The following is a 17,963-nucleotide window of genomic DNA, read 5'->3' as shown; positions in this document are numbered from 1 at the left end:
CTGGGTACACTTTTAAAGCAAGGCAGGAAGTGTCAAGTTGAAATAAAGCGGATCGGAAATAGCCTCTTTTGACGAAATGATTTTCTAAACTCTGACTTTTGTATTTCCTCCACCGTCCAAGGTGATGGAAACAGGTTTATTGGTTTTCCAATGCCCTGCCGTGAAATCTGGTACATCTATGGAGTTGGATCGGTTGGCGACTGACCACTCACTCAGCGGGCTGATACAGCTCCACAAGGCTGCGTCGTAGACATCTTGATCTAGCGGAAGTCCATTTCTCAAACAATCAATCAGGCGCCAATCCATCATGAAGTCCATTCCTCCATGCCCTCCTACTTGCTTGGCCAACTCACCCACTTTTTGGACTATTTCGGGCGTATACTTCTTTTCTAGTTCTTTCATTTCCTCCGCACTCATCCAACTGTGACCCTGGGCCACTTTATTTTCAGGATATTTTTGGGCGTAGCCTTCCGTACCACTCACTACATGTAATCGAGAGTAAGGCCGCGGAGAAGTCACATCATGCTGAATCATGATCGATTTTCCATTTTTTGTTTTCACCATGGTGGTATTCATATTTCCACGGTAGTCTTTCGCGGCATAAGAAGACCAAAAAGCATCTTGCTCTGCCAGTTCTTGAGCTTTCTTTTTCATTTGAAAATCATCGGAGGATAATGAATTCAGATAATCCATCTGATCACCTCTATTGATATTCAAAATCTGACATATAGGCCCTAGACCATGTGTGGGGTAAAGATTTCCATTTCTAAAATTTTCCTTCAATCTCCACATGTCCTGATAGCCTGATTCCTTATCAAAATTGAGCCAAAGTAAATCATGAATATAGGCGCCCTCCACATGCAAAACTTCTCCGAAAAACCCTTCTCGGGCCATTTTCAAAGTCATCAATTCAAAAAAATCATAGCAGCAATTTTCAAGCTGCATACAATGCTTTTGAGTACGCTCAGAAGTCTCCACTAATTGCCAACACTCATCTAAGGTTCTTGCAGCCGGCACCTCCACCGCAGCATGCTTCCCCGCTTCCATCGCATATACGGCCATAGGCACGTGCCATTCCCAGGGGCTAGCGATATAAATCAAGTCCAAATCGGGCCTATCACACATTTCTTTGTAAGAATATACTTTACCCGAATAGGTTTCGGGACGATGTACCGTGTCTTTCAGCATATCCTTCGCTTTTTCTGCTCTTTCGGGAATCAAATCGCAAAGTGCTTTGATCTCTACTCCTTCGATTTTACTGAGACGCTCTACAGCACCTGGACCACGCATTCCCAATCCCACTACTCCTACTCTGACGGTCTCTAGTTTTGGTGCAGCAAAGCCCGACATATTAAAAGATTGTACTCTCTTCTTAGCATAGTTTGCCTCTATCGGCAAGGTACTCAACTCTCCTCCAAGTACTGATCCTGCCCCAAAAAGTCCAAGGCCTGCCAAGCCAGTAGATTTTAAAAATTCGCGTCTTGCATTATTCTTCATCGTGATCAATTTTAGGTTTTAGATTTCCAATAAATAAAATTATCACTGAAGTTTCTACACTTTTGTAAATTCTTGTTAAAAAAAAACCGAAAGCTACTGCTTCCGGCTTTTCCCAAAACTATTACGCATTATCTATCTTTTCGCTGATCGCGAACAAGTATTTATTCCCAAAATCGTGTACAATGGGCAAAAACCAACGAGTGTAGTCAATGTAAACACGGCAGCCACAATAAGTGCAACTATTCCAAGGGTTCCGACTATGATTCCCGAAAAATAGCCCCCTACCAAAACTGCTGCTACCAACAACCTAATCGCTCTGTCTGTGCTTCCCATATTAATTTTCATGACTTTGGGGGTTTATTTCCGAATGGATTATCTTCTTATTGATAATAAAACTAGCCCACTTCTCACAAAAGTCACATGACAAAAGTCACAGAAGAAACTGATTTTCAAAGATTGGAAAAATAATGCCGCAGCACTTCCTCTGCTTGTAGTCCTTGAGGGGTAAAGTCAGGATCTCTTCGCTTCCCATCGGGATACCATTTCCAAAAATAAACTCCCGCTAACCAGTCTTTCTCCCAAACAGATTGAAAAAACGCCTCGTAACAAAGCGCCTGAATGGCTTCTGAAAGAGCTGTTTCTTTGCGCTCATTTGGCCATACCCAAGGTTCTCTTGCGGCATCTGCTGTATTGCAGTAACCGATTTCAGTAAATATTACCGGTTTTTGAAATCGAATCACCGTGCTCTCGATAATTTTCAGATGTGACCTCCAGGACTTGAGTAAATCTTTGAGTTGAGGTTCATCCTTTTCTGATAGGGGAAAATAAGCCTGTATTCCGATGAAGTCTAAGTCGGTCCAAAACTCAACCTGCTCAAACTCGGTGAAATTAGCAGCATAGGTCAACTGTCCGCTATACACCTTTCGGATGGCTTGAATAATCTTCTTCCAGTCTGCTGTGCGATGGCTGCTTTTCTCCAGTTCTGTGCCAATACAGAAAAATGGCATCCCTGTGCGCTCCGCAAAATTGGCATAGTCTAAGATAAAGGCCTCATACTCCTCAAACCAAAGCTGCCAGTCTGTCTCAGATTTCATTTCAATCTCCCCAGGCCAAGCTCCTCTTACCCACAGATGGGGTTTTAGCATAGTGGATATTTGATGAATATTCCCTGAGTCCAAGGTGGCTTCCAATCCTTTACCGGACTCACCCCACCACTTCCTGTCATCCTCTAGGGACCAGCGAATCTCAGGGCTATTTGGGTCTGACTGCCAACCAAATGGAGTTTGAGACATAGCATTCGCTCCTATTGAAGCTAGATTTTTGAGTTCGCCTCCTTTGAGGCCCTCTCTACCACCAACCCAACATACTCCTTTCAGCTTGTCTTTAATGATCGGGAATTTTTCATCAGAACTTGGGTAAAAAAACCAAAACCCAAAAATTAAAAACACCAAGCTTAATGAACTGAAAAGATATTTAGTGGAGAAAGGTTTCACTTTGCCAGCATGGTCTGAATCAAAATATCATCTTCTAAGGTTCGATGCACAGGACAGCGGTTGGCGATTTCCAACAAACGGTTTCTCTGTTCCCCATCCAATTCTCCCTCTAGCTCCAGTAGCCGGGTAAATTGAGATACTTTTGCGCTCTCTTGTTCGGCTTGTTCAGAATCTTCCTTATGTACTTTTTCATGATTCAGATAGACTCGTACTTCTTTTAGGTCCCACTTCTTTCTGGCCGCATACATTTTCAGGGTCATGGCAGTACAGCTTCCCAAAGAGGCCATTAGAAAGTCATAGGGATTAGGACCTAGATTTTTACCTCCAACCTCAATTGGCTCATCTGCTATTAAATGATGGTAAGGAGTTTTGATTTCTGTGGTATAGCCAGGCCCATCAGTCAGCCTGACCATTACCGGATTACCTTTTGTTTGATTTTCTTTGACTTCCTCATGATCAACATAGCGCACACTCCAGGAAGCAATCACCTGCCCCGCATACATGGCATCCTTTTCTTTTTTCAATAGGTGATCCGCGCCATCCAAAGACACGAAACTTTTGGGATGAAAAGCGCTTTGATAGATTTCTTGCGCATTCTCTATCTCCACAATCTTATCCTGAGGAGAATGTAGAATCAGAATTGACTTCCTCATCTTCTTCAAAAAAGACGACAAAGGCTTCTGCTCTAGATCTTCTATAAATTGCTTGTCTATTGCAAATGGTCTTCCACCGATATTCACTTGGGCTTTGCCTGACTTCTCAATCTCTTCCACATCCCCTTCGAATAAATGTCTGACATGTCCTGGATCCGCCGGTGCGCCAATTGTGGCTATTGCAGAAACAGCATCCAATTCACTAGCCGCATACAATACTGCAGCTCCACCCAATGAGTGACCGATCAACAGTTGGGGAGCAGCATAATGCTCCTTGAGATAGGCTGCAGCATCAACTAGGTCAGAGATATTTGCAGAAAAGGTGCTTTCCTTAAAATCTCCTTCGCTCATCCCCAATCCTGTAAAATCAAAGCTTAACACTGCGATACCTTCCTGAGAAAGCGCCGTACAAATTCGAGTGACCGAGGAAAGGTTTTTGGAGCAGGTGAAACAATGGGCAAAAATTGCGTAAAATTTCGGCACCCGATCTAATGGCTGATACAAATCAGCCGCAAGATCCAAGCCTTTACTATTTGGAAAAGTAAGTTTGGTGGGATTCATCTCCTATGGGGTTAATGATTTGACCTTGATATTCTCCAGATTGATTTCAGAAAGCAATTCCAACTGGCCAGTTTCGTAAAGCTCCTGCAAATCCTCAACTGGGGTGACTTTATTTTCCGGTTTATAATTCAAGTAGTTTTGAAAACGGATGCCACCGACCTCTTGACTAGTAGACACTTCTCTCATCCTGACTCCTCCTCCATCGGTATGATAGCTGTAAGCCAAGAAGTCTACATAATAATCCTCCGTGTCTATCCAATACAAAAATTGATCATCATAGTCTTCTCCGCCTCCTTCTTGCTCAAAAGTGACTTTGATGAGATGGTAATTTTCTCCATTGAGACTGACTTCACCCAAATATTCTTTGATAGTGGCAGGATCATTCAGTCCGTAGGGCAAAAATGCAAAGTAAGCCACCGAATTGACCGATCTTGAAAAAGCCCCTATTCGCTCCTCCGTCAAGGTATCTACCCGAGTTCCATTGAGGGTTCGTACAAAGCCCGAATTATTCAGCACATCCTTGATAAGACCCGTAGAATCTGTAAACTCACGCGTGTATTCAAAAGAATCTGCTGTCTTATAAATCTGATAATGAATATCTCGAAAATCAAATTCGATTTGTGAGCGCTCAAAAGCTTTTCCTCCATGTGCTTCGATTGCCAAATCCACAATTTTCTCAGCTTCTGATCTCTGATCACATGCCTGAAGGCCCACAATGAGCAAAAAGGCGACAAATAGCATTTTTTTCATTTATCGTATAAGTTTGAAATTATCGTATTGATAGCTTGCTCTTAAATAAGTCTTTGCACCGGAAGAGTCTAACCTGTAGCTCTTTCTCCCGCCGTAAAATAGAAAATCCTCCACCTGACTGTAATCCAGGTTCTCTACCAAACTGCGGTGGTCCTTCAATTGTACCTCATTACCTACCATCAAGTGGGTTTTGGGATTAAAGTAATACCACCACCTGTCGGCATCCGGTCCGTAATCCACCTCTATGACTTCCACATTACCCAATTGACTTTCTTGGATGCCTTGGTAAGACAGCTTTACTTCCTCATCCTTCAGAAGCATCCAAGGCATCCCTACCACATAGAGTGCAGCATCCAATTCCTTCTTTTTAGCTTGGAGAAAATCAGGATTTTGGATTGGATTTCCTGCCATTTGGTAGCTTATCTTTTCTCCGTCGAAGGAAAGCTTATGCTCAACCGAATCCTTCACCCATTGCATAGTGCCGGAATAGACCAGTTTGAATCGAAAATCAATCCGCTGTATCAAATCCTGCTCTAAAGTACCATCCTCCAGATAAAGCTGGGTGGATTTGGAGAATTGTATACCTTTCAAACCCTCCCATGTCTCCTGACCTCCATGAGCTGCTATTGATTTTTTCAATAAAGATATCGCCTCTCGCTCTTCCTTAGGCATACAGGAACTGAAACTGAGCATAAAGAGCAGGCAAATCCAGAAATAAGTATGGGTCTGCTTTATTTTTTCCATAGGTGGATCAGAAAGTTAAAATATTGGGAGCGATAATCATATAGCAAAGCTAAAGCAAGAAGGCTATATTCTAAGACTAAGAACGTCGGCCTCTCGACATAATTCTCATTTCCGTAGGCTTGATAGGAAAATATAACCGCAAAGCTCCAAATCAAAAACCCCACTTTTCCTCTCAAAATACTCAATCCCAAGCCAGGGATCAAATACCACGGATGAATCACAGGCTGCAAAAGCAAGTAGATTAAATAGATTCCTATCCAAAGCTCTACCCAGTTTTCGACTTTTGAAGAGTTATTTTTCCAAGAAATCCATAGGATTAAAACCAGAGTAAGCAAGCTAAGACCTTTGGTCAAAACAGCAATCGTATTATAGCCTTCCACCCAATACCCCACAGTGCGGGCCAAATAATAAATGGATGCATTAAATTCAAACTTCCCCTGATATAAACTTAAGCTTTGAGCAAAATTTTGCCAAGATTGATCCCAAAGCAAAGGAGTAAATAGGAAAACACCGACCAAGCTCGCCCCTATCCAAAAGGCCCATTTTTTCGATTGAGTATTCCAAAAACTCGGAGCCAATATCAATGGAAGTAGTTTTAATCCAATAGCCACCGCCCAAAAGGCACCTGCTGAGTAAAAGCGGTTTTTTAAACTAAAGAACAAAACCAATAACAAGACCAATAGTACCAACCCCTCAAAGTGAAGGTTGCCACTGATTTCTAGAATCACGAAAGGATTCAGCCAATACAATAATATAGCTCTTTTCTCCATCCGGAACTTTTTAAGGAGAGAGCTCATCAAAAAAAACACACCAACTTCTCCCCCAATGAGCAGTATTCTTATAGCCATGAGATTTTGAATCAGTGAGTCTCCACCGATCTCGGCAATGAGCCAAAAAAAGAATTGATTTAAAGGCGGATAGACAGAAAAGTAATCAGGAGAATTCATTTGACTCAAAAGCTCTGCTAAATAGGCTGAAAAATACTCGGAATAGAGTTGGGCCCATTGATTGGGAGTATGCAAATAAGGATTAAATCCTAATTGCAAGAGTTTGCCATCCCATAGAAATCTTGCAAAATCCTCTGACCATGTAGGAAAAGATAGAAGGAGAAGTATTCGGAGGATTAATCCAAAAATAAAAACAGTCCGGACCGAACTGGTGCTCTTTGCTAACCCATAAAAAAATGCCATTAGCGCAAAAAGCCCCAAATAAATGCCAAATAATAGTGCAAAATCCGTCCTTGGTACTTGATAACCCAAAGAATAAACCCCTGCTGTCATCAGCAAAACACCAAGGATACCAAGCTCCTTTTTCCCTGTTAATTTCAAAGACCTAAATCTTTTCTTAAGGGTTCGAAAATTTTATTATTCTTTTCCCAATAATCTACCATTTCAAGGTTTCTTCTTACGGCCTTGGTGACTTCTTTGTCCCCATTAGGTTTTGCCTGCACTTCCTCCCAGGAAATGATTTCATAAGGAAAGAATTTCTTGAATTGAATAGTCAGCGTCCTCTTCAATGTGGGGTAATTAACGACAAACTGATTGGTGTTATCTCTTAGTTCTTCCAATGAGATTTTGGCTCGCTCCGAACTCAAAGGCACGTGAGAGAAACGCTGATAAATCAAGCTGGGAATTAATCTCACATCGCCTAGAGGTACAAGCTCTGGATTCAATCGAATCAAATTGAAAAGTTCATCCTCTGGCTGTGCATCAATCTTTAATTCCTGATCACCCTCCGACTCAAAATAAGAAAACAGCTTCACCTGATAGCCAGAATTTTTCCAGTTCATCTGCGTAAAAGCCTGCCCACACCACTCGGTGACTGAAGCCGTCAGCTTGTAGGAGTTCACCTCATCATAGACAGGTGTAAAAACGGAAAGCATGGTATGATAAGGATAGATACCTGTCACAAATTCACGCATCATATTCAGTTTCATCACCTTTCTCGCATCCGCTCCGGCACCACTAGGATCATCAAGCTTGACTTGCTTTCTTCTGGAAAAATCCTCTGTCACAAAAATCATCACCGCATGTCCTTCTCTCTCCTCTCCATACCTCACTTGCGTCAGATCGAACACATTAATCTCTGCGAGTCCCTTATACCAATACCCGGCAAACTCCTCTTCTTTGACTCCATCACGTCCTTCAGGTCCACAGGCGGAAAGCAACACAAGAAGTAAACTACTCCATCCCAATAGGGCCCGAGAATAGTTTGTGAGCAGACTAAACTTCAAATCTTGAAATTTCATTTTCACTGATTTTAGACGATTTACCAATACCTAAAGATCGTCAAAATAATTTTGTATCCTGCGCCGATTACTCCTTTAACTGTTCCACTGACTTTAGACACACCTATCCTTTTTCTATAATTTACAGGAACCTCCACATAGCTCAATCCGGCTTTATGGGCCTTGATTTGCATTTCTATCGTCCATCCGAAATTTTCATCCTTCATCTCAAGTGCCAGCAATTTATCCCACTTGATCGCTCTAAAGGGGCCCAAATCCGTGAAATGAGCACCTTGGATATGTTTCATTAAGCTAGTAGCAAGCCAATTCCCGAAAATCTGCGGTGGAGTCATAGAGCCTGAAGCCCTTTCTCCCAAAGATCTCGAGCCAATCACCATGTCCACATCATCATGAATAATGGGATCGATCAAATCTCTCATTTGCTCCGGAAAATCGCTGTAGTCTCCATCGAGAAATACAATGATTTCGGGAGGGGTTTCTTGTTTCCTTATCCAATCCATGGCGGTGAGACAAGCCATACCATATCCTTTTTGAGGTTCAAAAACCACCACAGCACCAGATTTTTCAGCAACCGATGCGGTATTGTCAGAGGAATTGTTGTTTGCTACTACGATATTCCTGACAAAATCCGGGATTTCAGCCAATACTTTTGGAATAGACTCCTCTTCATTGTAGGCCGGGATAATTACGTCGACAAGGGGAAATCTATTCATAAATTAGGATCGTCCGAGTGCATAAGATTTGAATGAAGTATAGAAAACCAGACTGTAGCCAAATGCCAGCATGGCGTGGAAAGGTAAAAAAAGATAGTTTTCTTCCTTGAAAGCCAACACAACCATGAAACTAAAAATCAATGCAAAAACACCTTCTAACCAAGTAGTCACCGGGGTTTTGAAGGAGAGGTAAAGATTTGACTTCAAGCTTTGTTTTTTGCCTTCGAGATTAAATTTTGGTGTGCGAATAAATGGGGACTTTTTTCCCGTAAGCCCTTCCCATACCGCCTGTGCATTGTGTAGAGCCATACCCATGGATACGGAGAGAAATAAAGGAAGAACAAAAATTGCCTCGGCAAAGCTTCGGAAAAAACTACGCTTTCCGTAGAAATAGGAAAGCAAATAAACCAAAGCAATCAATACAAAGCCGATTAAAAAAATGGCAGCGAATCGGAGCCATTGATCCGATAAAAGCCCCTTTTCTCCCAAAAACCAAACGCCTATACTACTCAAACTCACTATCAAAACGGCTATAAAAATACTGCTATTGAATAAATGAGCCATGGCATGAAACTTCACCTGCAAAGGCAAGTTTTTCTGCTTTAAGACAGATTTGGCATGTTTAACCGCACATTCCGCACCTCCCTTGGTCCATCGAAACTGCTGTGATTTGATTGCGGACATGATGGGGGGAAGTTCAGCTGGTGATTCTATTTCGGGTCGATAGACAAATTTCCATCCTTTTTTCTGGGCTCGATAGCTTAAATCCAAATCCTCCGTCAACGTATCATCATGCCAATTGCCCGCATCGAGGATGCAGCTTTTGCGCCAAATACCTCCAGTTCCGTTGAAATTGATAAAAGCCCCTTGTTGATTTCTGCCCATTTGCTCAATCAAAAAATGAGCATCAAGCGCAAAAGCCTGAAGCTTGGTAAGCAAGGAGTAACCTTCATTAAGATGGGTCCAACGAGTCTGAACCATCCCTACGTCATCAGCACTAAAATACGGAATAGTCTTCAGCAGAAAATCAGGATCAGGCACAAAATCCGCATCAAATATGGCTATGAATTCTCCCTCCACAACATTCAATCCCTCACGTAGAGCTCCTGCTTTAAAGCCTTTTCTATCCACCCGATGAATATATTTGAAATTGACGTCAGGGTAGTTTTTCAAGCTCTGTAAAATTAATTCCGCCGTACGGTCTGTGCTGTCATCCAAGAGTTGAATTTCCAATTTGTCTGATGGATAGTTCAATTTGGCTACGGCGTCTATAAGTCGTTCGGCTACGTAGAGCTCATTAAATATCGGCAGTTGGACAGTGACTTGGGGCCATTCGCTAGGTTTATTGGGAGTAGTCTTCCCCAAGTTTTTCTTTGCTTTCAAAAAGCTGAACAGCAAATGTCCCTGTGCAAGACTGTAAATGAAAATAAATAGCATGCCCAGCAGATACAGCAGCAGCAAGGCGTAAAGTAAAATATCAGGCATTCAATTTAATCGAATCATTTCCAATAATTATGGGCAAGTCATTTATTCGGCCTTCTTCTGACTCATTCTCCAACTTGAGTACACCTCGGGGACAGACCGCAGAGCAAACACCACAGCCCACACAGGAGGATCTTACTATATTTTGGCCTCGCTGAGCATACCAACGCACGTCTATGCCCATCTCACAATAAGTGGAGCAATTGCCACAAGAAATACACTGTCCTCCATTGGTGGTGATTCTGAATCGCGACTTAAAGCGCTGTACTATTCCCAAATAAGCCGCAAGAGGGCACCCAAATCTACACCAGACGCGATTTCCCATAAATGGGTAAAAGCCGGTTCCCACTACTCCCGCAAAAGCAGAACCTATCGCAAATCCATAGAACGAATGTAGCTGGTTGGTCACATTTCCCAAAAAGGAAAACCCAGAAAAATAATTGGCAATCGTAAGAACGGTCATAACCACCGCCAAAACCAACACGGAATGAACCAAGTACCGCTCAATTTTCCATGATTTCAAGGATTTGTCCGAGAGTTGGCGATAGGGATCACCTACAGTCTCAGCCAAACCTCCACAGCCACAGACCCAAGAGCAATACCAACGCTTACCGTAGAAATAAGTAAATAGCGGCACGGCTACGATAATCAGGATAATTCCCCAAATCAGCATGAATAAACCGACTCCTCCACTAGACAAAAAAGTACTGATCTGATAATCGTAAAAGAAATCGTAATCCAAAGGCCAAATATTTTTGAAATCATAGTAGGGCTGATTTAACAAAACCAGAATTTCCGGAATCAAAAAGGCAAATGAGGTCTGGAAAAACATGACCGATGTCGTCCGTAACTGCTGGTATCGGTTCCCCTTATATTTCCTAAACATCCTCACTCCCATCACCAAAATGGCAAGGGTATAAATTAAACCATATAAAAACCATTGACTGGCAGGATTACCAGAAAGTATCTGGCTCAAAGGATCCACCATCCAGACCAAGCCTACCAAATAAGCCGGAAACCAGTACAACAAAATGTAAAAAAGGATGAGATAGGTTCCAGTTAGCATTCCTACCCAACCTCTGTTTTTCATGGCCGAATGATAAATCCCATTATTTTTGATTCCATCCGGTTCTCCTTGATGCTTTGGCAGGACATACATCACCCCCCCTAGTACCACAAGCCCAATGGAAAGCAGCAGAAAAAGATAGGGACTTTCCCTTACCGGGCTTTGATGGGAGGCTTTAGCAAGGGGGAAACTGTAATCATCCCAAATGACCTCATCCCATTTTTGCTCTGATTTTAATTGATCGTTGTAAGTATTAAAATGAGAATTGTAGGCCGATATAAAGGAAAAATTAGAAGAATAAGGCTCACCATACATCGGTGCCAAAATCTCAAGCATTTTCTCCTGATGGATTGATTTTGTCTCACGCTCAACCATCTCTTTTTCCAATTGGTAGTTTCCTAAAAAAGGAATCATGGTAAAAACCAGGAGTCCTACTAAAAAGAAAACCAATCCAATTATTTGTATTTTTTTCATACTCTTGCTCCGAATAGTTGATAAATCCAAGATCGCTTGGCTTTAGAAATAGAAACAGAAAACTGATGACTAAACGCTTCCTGTATGGCTTGATGATAAGGGGCGTAAAACTCCGGATCGAAATTAGCCCGATCCAAGTGGGCGATCACTTTCTCACCTGACCACTTTTCACGGATGGCTGTATCAAAGAACTCATGCCTTAATCTTAAACCGAAAGAGTTTACTCCAATTATTTCTCCATCAGAGCCCATTAGCATTCGAAAAGCTACCTTTCCTCCAGAGTGTTCCCAATAAAAATTTTGAAGCTTCTCTATCTCCCAATCAGCAGGGACATAGCCGTAGGTTTGGTATTCGATATCTAGAAATTTGGCCGAATTAAACCACACGCCCGGTCGATAAGGTACAGGCTCATTCAATAAATTATAAGCCAAAGTCTCCCCATGCATCCGACCAGTGTACCATACTTGCTCGATAGAGCGTCTATCGACAGCAGGTGGCACTTTAAATTCTGCACAATCTCCAATTGCATACACATCAGGGATATTGGTCTTGAAGTAAGCATCTACCACTACACCACGCCCAATCTCTAAGTCAGAACCCTTCAGAAAATCAACATTAGGGCTCACCCCTGCAGTCAATCCCACAAAATCGCAGTTAATCTCTTCACCTGCTTTGGTCCGAACTGCTTTTACTCTTCCTTCGGTATTGGGAATGATTTCCTCCAGTTCGCTTTGTAACCTCAGATCAAAATGATGTTCTCTTATGTGTCTACCGACCAATTCCGACTCTTCCTGAGGGAGAATATTTCTCCAAAAACCAGTTTCACGCACTAAGAAAGTGACAGGGATTTTTTTATAGGCCAACATTTCGGCCATTTCAATCCCAATTAGGCCTCCTCCTACGATCACTGCATGATTGACATTGGATCGGGTGTTATCCTCCATCAGTTCCAGATCTTGCTTGGTGTAAAGTCCCTGTACCCCCTTGAGGTCCTCTCCCGGCCATCCGAATTTATTGGGCTTTGAGCCGGTGGCGATGATCAACTGATCATAATCAAGGAAATCTCCGTTGTTGAAAATCAGCTTTTTTGAAGAAAAGTCCACGGACTCAACCCAAGCTTGCTTTAGATTAATTCGGTTTTTTTCCCAAAACCAATTTTCATAGGGCTGCGTGTGCTCAAACTTCATGTGTCCCATGTAGATGTACATCAGTGCTGTTCGGCTAAAGAAATACTCACTTTCACCTGAGATTAAGGTGATTTGAATAGTCTCATCCATTTTTCGCAGATGCCTAGCGCAAGTGACTCCGGAAATCCCATTCCCGATTATTACTACATGTTTGGAAGTAGACATGAAATAGACCTTTTTACCGCTTCAAGGTAAGTTTATTCGTTTAGACTCCAGTTATAATCCATGTGTTTTATACTGGCCTGGGCAGAAATTTTAACTTCACTGTACTGATTCAAAAAATCGATCAGACTTCCGTTTTTGGTAAAATCACCTTTAAACCAAGAGAAAATAGAAGATATCTCAACTTTATCCGGGCTAATCTTATTTCTGCTTTTATCATTGATGAATTGCTTCGCCACATATTCGAGTTGCTGATCTATTTTCTCTGGCACAAAAGCTTCATTGTGTAAGCGAGGACAAGAAATAGAAGCACAATTGATGGCAAAATGAATTCTGGGTTCCTCAAATTCCTTTCGCAAAATTCCATGTTCGATTTCATCCAAACTGGACTCCTTTCCTCCAATTTTGAAAAACTTGTAGTGCCAGACATCCTTTATCAAGGGGATCTTAAGCTTTGGTCCTAGGTCCCGGATACTTTCGACGGGATAGTTATCCGTGATCAGTTTCACGGTGAATGCATTATACGCATTGATCCAATAGGCAAGTTGTTCATTTTGAGTCCAAGTATTTCTGTCGGGAGCATTGGCGCTCAGTAGTTTTAGATATTCTTCAAGTTGAGCCTTATCCGCAATAAAACCAGGATAATCCACCAATCCATTGGCTTTGACATGTTTTTTGACCAATTGATCCCAAAGCTCATGGCTTGGTGAATTGGTTCCTGACATTCCAAGGGTAGATGAACTACAGTTGAATAAGAAAAGGCTTAGAAAGAGGAATGCTATTGATTTAAAGTTGTGCATCTTTTTTATCTGGATTTACGAATGCGAACAAGGTATAGATCATTAAGGAGAGAAAAGGTCTTGAAGCAGACAGTCAAAGTAGAAGGACTCTAAAGTTTGAAAAGATCCTTTTCAGTAAACCTTTTCACCATTTTGAAGCCATATTCCCCAGGTGCGAGTGTAGGTATGAACCTGACGTGTAAGGGAATCATCTTGGTAAAGGGGGTTTTCTTCATTTGCCCAATGGATAATCCCTCCGTAAAGATTATATACTTTAGAAAAACCAGCCTCTTGCAGCTGCTTACCTATAGTTTGGGACCTTGCCCCGACGGTACAATACACAAGCACGGGCTTTTCTTTGTCAAGGTCCTTTACATTTTCCAAGGAAAAACTGTCATAGCCTACCCAAATTGCACCTTTCAGATGACTGACCTGAAATTCTTCTTTTTCACGACTATCAATCACCTGAAACTTGCTCAAATCCTGTATTTCCTCCGGTTTCAAAACAGGAAATTGCGAATCATACAGTGTATTTAGAAGTGTCTTGTACGCCAAAGATTGTGAAAAGCCCATTTGACAAATCAAAAAAAGGCTGACCGTAATCAACCCTTTCCATAAATTTCTTGATTTATTTTCTGAAAGATTCATAGGTCAAAAACCTCAATCTACTCCGGAAGGTTCTCCCTTAAGCATAAAAATCCGATAAACGGGCAAGTCCTCGAGGATCTTTAATGATGATTTTTTTACCCTCCAATTCGATCAGTTTGTCTTTTTTGAATTCTGACAAAAGTCTGATTATTGACTCAGTGGCAGTTCCTACTATGCTCGCAATTTCTTCTCTACTGAGTACCAAATCTATTCTTTTGCTATCGCCACCTTCTACCCCATAGCTACTGGCAAGATGCAGGAGAACGAAGGCCAAGCGCTCCCTGATGCTTTTCTGAGTAGCATCGGTAAGTTTTCCTTCCATGATTCCTAACTCATGGCTCAACTGCTTGGTCACTCTTTTAAAAAATTGGGTATTGGATAGCAGGGTGTTCAGAAAGGCCTCTTTGGGAATAAAGCAGATCTTGGCGTCCTCTACGATCATGGCAGAATTAGTATAATTCTCTTCCCCCAAAAGGGCTGCATAACCCAAGAAATCACCTTTTTGAGCTAAATGAACGATTTGCTCTTTCCCATTGGAGGCAGTTTTGTAAACTTTAACCACACCGGCATTAATGCAAAAAATACCCAAAGGCTTGGTCCCCTCGTAATAAAGGATTTGACCTTTTCTATGTGAAATAAGATTCTTGTGGTCCGAAATCGTACAAACTTGCTGCTCTGACAGATCAGAGAACATGGAGTACTTTCTACTTGCACATAGCTCGCAAGGTGTATTATGAGAATTATTGGACATGTTTTTCTTGCTTAATTGAATTTACTTTCACTGCCTAAAAGTTAAAAAAAGCCTGATTAATATCATAGAAATAGCTATTAAATCGGTGCTTCAGGAAAACTTTTAAGTTGTTCAAAACGATTTTCCTCAGCAATCCATCTTAAAGAAACATGCTTCATTCCATTGCTGAGAATCAGGAATTTTGATTTTAAGGTACTATGATAGAGACAAGCCTGCTCTAGGGTCTTTTGATTGATCGAAATTTGGGGCGCCTTGCATTCGATGATAAGGTAGGGACTGCCCGACTGATCAAATACAAGCACGTCGGTTCTTTTCTGCAGTTGATTGTATTTCATTCCTTTCTCCAAAGACAATAAACCTTTGGGATAATTTAGCTGCACTAAGAGAAATGAAATCCAATGCTGCCTCACCCACTCTTCAGGAGTCAAAATTAGATCCCTCTTGCGATGAAAATCATAAATGAACAATTTCCCATCCTGCTTCTTTAACTGAGGTTGAATCTCAGGCAGATTTAGATTAGGCAATTGAATTTCTGAATCGATCATATTCATCGTGCAAATATGCTAGAAGAACGGTGATTTTCTCACTAAAATTCCAAATAGGGTTCCAGTTTTTTGATCCATTCTGATTTGAAGATCTTTATTTTTAGCAAATCTTCAGATCCTGAGTAGTTTCCATGCTGCTTGCGAAAGGCGACGATCACTTTGGCCTCACCGTATCCAATGTAAGGATGCTTGGCTAGGTCGGCTACATCCAGCTCATTAATAGCCAACTTCTTATATATTCCGGGATCAAATTCAAAAAATTCCCAGAGCTTCTCCACCACCTCAGGTTTCAGCCCAAAGATTTCTTCCAGCTGCATCTCACTATGAAACCCTCCGATATTTTCTCTGTAGTTCACTATCCTTGCCGCCAATGCCGGTCCAATACCGGGAACAATCTGCAAAGTCACCGAATCACTCTCTGAGAAGGGGATTTTCTGAATTGACCCCATTCGCTCCGAGTAAGATTTTTTGGCGGTGTCTTCCGGATTGAATAGTAAGCCTTTCGGTTCTACCTTGAAAAATCCCGCTCCTTGCAAACTATCAATTCGGTTTTTTAAAAATTGATCCTGTACATCAACCTCAATTTTCGCCAACTTATTCATCACTTTAGGTGCGAATACCAGAAACAGCAAAAACGGCATTAAAAGAATATAGCCAGTAGATTCTCTCCGAGAAAAGCCAAAAGAAAGCTTCATCCAATACAAAAATTTCTTCCACATATCCGTATGAATAGATATTATCAATAACGGATAAGTTAATAATATTGGTTTAGAAAATCAATTTCTGCGATATTTGAGGATTGAATTCTATTTAGATGTATTCTAAATTGATAAATAGAATGAAGTAATGAACCCTAGCGAGTGCATTCTCTGTTAAATTTGCACTGCAAGATTTGGAACTATGCAAATCAAGTTTAGAGCCCTTAGTTTATCACATAAAACCGCCCCCGTACAAATCCGAGAGTTGATTGCTTTGGATGAGCGATCTATTCATAGCATCCTGCTGAAGCTCAAAGAGTTTTTCAGCATGAATGATGCTTTGATTCTTTCGACTTGTAACCGCACGGAGGTGTACTACAGCCATGACTTAGATCTAAGTACCGAAATCGTTAAACTGATCGGTCTAGAAAAAGGAATGAGTGATGTGGTGAATTACCTGGAGTATTTTGAGATATTCAATGAGGATCAAGATGCCATTCAGCATTTATTCCGAGTGGCCATGGGTCTTGAAGCTCAAGTTGTAGGAGATATACAGATTTCCAATCAAGTGAAGCGTGCCTATCAAGCGGCGGCAGATTTAGACATGGCTGGCCCATTTCTACATCGGCTGATGCACACTATATTTTTCACCAATAAGCGAATTGTACAGGAAACAGCCTTTCGTGACGGAGCAGCTTCTCTTTCCTATGCGACCATTGAGCTGATCGAAAGCCTTACTTCCAATACCTATCAACCCAGAATTTTATTAATAGGAGTCGGCGAAATAGGAGAAGATGTAGCCAAAAACATGGTATACCTTCCTGATGCAAAAGTAAAAATCACTAACAGGACCTATTCCAAAGCAGAAGAAATTGCAGTTGAGATGGGATTCGAAGTAGTTCCCTTCGAAGATTGTATGGAGGCCATGCAAGAGGCGGATGTGATTGTTAGCTCTATTCATAGAGACGATCCTTTCATTACCAAAAAATTAATAAGTAAGTTCGAAATACAATCCTACAAACTGTTGGTCGATCTCTCTGTTCCTAGGTCGATCGAAACTACCGTAGAAGATGTACCGGGAGTGATCCTATACAATGTGGACAACATCCGTAGCAAGGCTACAGAAGCATTGGAAAAGAGACTTTCCTCTATTCCAAACGTAGAAAGTATCATTGAAGAAAGCATTGAAGAGTTCTACAGTTGGAAAAAGGAGATGATGGTATCTCCCACCATCAACAAACTCAAGCAGTCTCTCGAACAGATTCGCCAAGAAGAATTGAGTAGGTACCTGAAAAATTCAACTGAGGAAGAATTTGCTATCATAGATAAAATCACCAAGAGTATGATGCAGAAGATTCTCAAAGTTCCTGTGGTCCAACTTAGAGCAGCCTGCAAACGGGACGAGGCTGAAGAAATGATAGAGATCATCTCAGATCTTTTTGACCTAGACCGAGTTAAAAACGACAAATAACAATAAGTAACCTAAATAAATGACCAAAAGACCTTCTTTGT

At 41.5% G+C, this 17,963-nt stretch carries 18 protein-coding genes; 1 reads left to right on the top strand and 17 read right to left on the bottom strand.

The window, feature by feature from the left end; genetic code table 11:
* Positions 1–84: 84 nt before the first annotated feature.
* From BLQ57_RS14420 to BLQ57_RS14340, 17 genes are all read right to left on the bottom strand, one after another.
* A complete protein-coding gene (locus BLQ57_RS14420) occupies positions 85–1,497 on the bottom strand; it encodes a Gfo/Idh/MocA family protein (RefSeq protein ID WP_087940058.1) in 1,413 nt (470 codons plus the stop codon).
* Positions 1,498–1,629: 132 nt separating this feature from the next.
* Positions 1,630–1,842: a YgaP family membrane protein gene (locus BLQ57_RS14415; RefSeq protein WP_087940057.1), complete on the bottom strand. Its 213-nt coding sequence runs from the start codon at positions 1,840–1,842 to the stop codon at positions 1,630–1,632.
* Positions 1,843–1,946: 104 nt separating this feature from the next.
* Complete coding sequence (locus BLQ57_RS14410; protein WP_244887424.1) at positions 1,947–2,990, bottom strand: glycoside hydrolase family 113; 1,044 nt, start codon at positions 2,988–2,990, stop codon at positions 1,947–1,949.
* Positions 2,987–4,204, bottom strand: a complete 1,218-nt coding sequence (locus BLQ57_RS14405; RefSeq protein ID WP_087940056.1) for a bifunctional alpha/beta hydrolase/OsmC family protein — start codon at positions 4,202–4,204, stop codon at positions 2,987–2,989. The genes BLQ57_RS14410 and BLQ57_RS14405 overlap by 4 nt, the downstream gene beginning before the upstream one ends.
* A 3-nt stretch (positions 4,205–4,207) precedes the next feature.
* The gene (locus BLQ57_RS14400) at positions 4,208–4,954 is read right to left on the bottom strand and encodes a DUF6503 family protein (RefSeq protein WP_087940055.1); all 747 of its coding nucleotides are present in this window, start codon (positions 4,952–4,954) and stop codon (positions 4,208–4,210) included.
* Positions 4,955–5,698, bottom strand: a complete 744-nt coding sequence (locus tag BLQ57_RS14395) for a hypothetical protein (RefSeq protein WP_087940054.1) — start codon at positions 5,696–5,698, stop codon at positions 4,955–4,957.
* A complete protein-coding gene (locus tag BLQ57_RS14390; RefSeq protein WP_087940053.1) occupies positions 5,686–7,026 on the bottom strand; it encodes an MptA/MptB family glycosyltransferase in 1,341 nt (446 codons plus the stop codon). The genes BLQ57_RS14395 and BLQ57_RS14390 overlap by 13 nt, the downstream gene beginning before the upstream one ends.
* Entirely contained in the window at positions 7,023–7,946 is a 924-nt protein-coding gene (locus BLQ57_RS14385) for a hypothetical protein (protein ID WP_087940052.1), read from the bottom strand. Before BLQ57_RS14385 ends, BLQ57_RS14390 begins: the two co-directional genes overlap by 4 nt.
* Positions 7,947–7,966: 20 nt before the next feature.
* Complete coding sequence (locus tag BLQ57_RS14380; RefSeq protein WP_087940051.1) at positions 7,967–8,659, bottom strand: glycosyltransferase family 2 protein; 693 nt, start codon at positions 8,657–8,659, stop codon at positions 7,967–7,969.
* Between the two features lie 3 nt (positions 8,660–8,662).
* Positions 8,663–10,144, bottom strand: a complete 1,482-nt coding sequence (locus BLQ57_RS14375) for a cellulose synthase family protein (RefSeq protein ID WP_087940050.1) — start codon at positions 10,142–10,144, stop codon at positions 8,663–8,665.
* A complete protein-coding gene (locus tag BLQ57_RS14370; protein WP_087940049.1) occupies positions 10,137–11,681 on the bottom strand; it encodes a 4Fe-4S binding protein in 1,545 nt (514 codons plus the stop codon). Before BLQ57_RS14370 ends, BLQ57_RS14375 begins: the two co-directional genes overlap by 8 nt.
* Positions 11,678–13,033, bottom strand: a complete 1,356-nt coding sequence (locus BLQ57_RS14365) for an NAD(P)/FAD-dependent oxidoreductase (protein WP_087940048.1) — start codon at positions 13,031–13,033, stop codon at positions 11,678–11,680. Before BLQ57_RS14365 ends, BLQ57_RS14370 begins: the two co-directional genes overlap by 4 nt.
* A gap of 32 nt (positions 13,034–13,065) precedes the next feature.
* Positions 13,066–13,830: a DUF547 domain-containing protein gene (locus BLQ57_RS14360; protein WP_087940047.1), complete on the bottom strand. Its 765-nt coding sequence runs from the start codon at positions 13,828–13,830 to the stop codon at positions 13,066–13,068.
* 111 nt (positions 13,831–13,941) lie between these two features.
* On the bottom strand, positions 13,942–14,457 hold the full coding sequence (locus tag BLQ57_RS14355; protein ID WP_240507825.1) for a rhodanese-like domain-containing protein: 516 nt from the start codon (positions 14,455–14,457) through the stop codon (positions 13,942–13,944).
* A gap of 37 nt (positions 14,458–14,494) precedes the next feature.
* Positions 14,495–15,208, bottom strand: coding sequence for a Crp/Fnr family transcriptional regulator (locus BLQ57_RS14350; RefSeq protein WP_087940046.1), 714 nt, complete (start codon positions 15,206–15,208; stop codon positions 14,495–14,497).
* Between the two features lie 77 nt (positions 15,209–15,285).
* Entirely contained in the window at positions 15,286–15,753 is a 468-nt protein-coding gene (locus BLQ57_RS14345) for a type I restriction enzyme HsdR N-terminal domain-containing protein (protein ID WP_240507824.1), read from the bottom strand.
* Between the two features lie 41 nt (positions 15,754–15,794).
* Positions 15,795–16,472, bottom strand: a complete 678-nt coding sequence (locus BLQ57_RS14340) for a ComEA family DNA-binding protein (protein WP_087940044.1) — start codon at positions 16,470–16,472, stop codon at positions 15,795–15,797.
* Positions 16,473–16,653: 181 nt separating this feature from the next.
* Here BLQ57_RS14340 and hemA point away from each other — a divergent pair, with 181 nt between their 5' ends.
* The gene (hemA, locus tag BLQ57_RS14335) at positions 16,654–17,922 is read left to right on the top strand and encodes a glutamyl-tRNA reductase (RefSeq protein WP_087940043.1); all 1,269 of its coding nucleotides are present in this window, start codon (positions 16,654–16,656) and stop codon (positions 17,920–17,922) included.
* Positions 17,923–17,963: the final 41 nt, after the last annotated feature.

This window comes from Algoriphagus faecimaris, from assembly GCF_900101705.1.
Classification (GTDB): Bacteria; Bacteroidota; Bacteroidia; order Cytophagales; family Cyclobacteriaceae; genus Algoriphagus; species Algoriphagus faecimaris.
This window is presented reverse-complemented; position numbering and strand designations above follow the sequence as displayed.

What these genes read in the sequence shown, in the direction of transcription:
- BLQ57_RS14420 (WP_087940058.1), bottom strand. Translation starts at nt 1,497, where the DNA reads ATGAAGAATAATGCAAGACGCGAATTTTTAAAATCTACTGGCTTGGCA.
- BLQ57_RS14415 (WP_087940057.1), bottom strand. Translation starts at nt 1,842, where the DNA reads ATGAAAATTAATATGGGAAGCACAGACAGAGCGATTAGGTTGTTGGTA.
- BLQ57_RS14405 (WP_087940056.1), bottom strand. Translation starts at nt 4,204, where the DNA reads ATGAATCCCACCAAACTTACTTTTCCAAATAGTAAAGGCTTGGATCTT.
- BLQ57_RS14400 (WP_087940055.1), bottom strand. Translation starts at nt 4,954, where the DNA reads ATGAAAAAAATGCTATTTGTCGCCTTTTTGCTCATTGTGGGCCTTCAG.
- BLQ57_RS14395 (WP_087940054.1), bottom strand. Translation starts at nt 5,698, where the DNA reads ATGGAAAAAATAAAGCAGACCCATACTTATTTCTGGATTTGCCTGCTC.
- BLQ57_RS14385 (WP_087940052.1), bottom strand. Translation starts at nt 7,946, where the DNA reads ATGAAATTTCAAGATTTGAAGTTTAGTCTGCTCACAAACTATTCTCGG.
- BLQ57_RS14380 (WP_087940051.1), bottom strand. Translation starts at nt 8,659, where the DNA reads ATGAATAGATTTCCCCTTGTCGACGTAATTATCCCGGCCTACAATGAA.
- BLQ57_RS14375 (WP_087940050.1), bottom strand. Translation starts at nt 10,144, where the DNA reads ATGCCTGATATTTTACTTTACGCCTTGCTGCTGCTGTATCTGCTGGGC.
- BLQ57_RS14370 (WP_087940049.1), bottom strand. Translation starts at nt 11,681, where the DNA reads ATGAAAAAAATACAAATAATTGGATTGGTTTTCTTTTTAGTAGGACTC.
- BLQ57_RS14365 (WP_087940048.1), bottom strand. Translation starts at nt 13,033, where the DNA reads ATGTCTACTTCCAAACATGTAGTAATAATCGGGAATGGGATTTCCGGA.
- BLQ57_RS14360 (WP_087940047.1), bottom strand. Translation starts at nt 13,830, where the DNA reads ATGCACAACTTTAAATCAATAGCATTCCTCTTTCTAAGCCTTTTCTTA.
- BLQ57_RS14355 (WP_240507825.1), bottom strand. Translation starts at nt 14,457, where the DNA reads ATGAATCTTTCAGAAAATAAATCAAGAAATTTATGGAAAGGGTTGATT.
- BLQ57_RS14350 (WP_087940046.1), bottom strand. Translation starts at nt 15,208, where the DNA reads ATGTCCAATAATTCTCATAATACACCTTGCGAGCTATGTGCAAGTAGA.
- BLQ57_RS14345 (WP_240507824.1), bottom strand. Translation starts at nt 15,753, where the DNA reads ATGATCGATTCAGAAATTCAATTGCCTAATCTAAATCTGCCTGAGATT.
- BLQ57_RS14340 (WP_087940044.1), bottom strand. Translation starts at nt 16,472, where the DNA reads ATGTGGAAGAAATTTTTGTATTGGATGAAGCTTTCTTTTGGCTTTTCT.
- hemA (WP_087940043.1), top strand. Translation starts at nt 16,654, where the DNA reads ATGCAAATCAAGTTTAGAGCCCTTAGTTTATCACATAAAACCGCCCCC.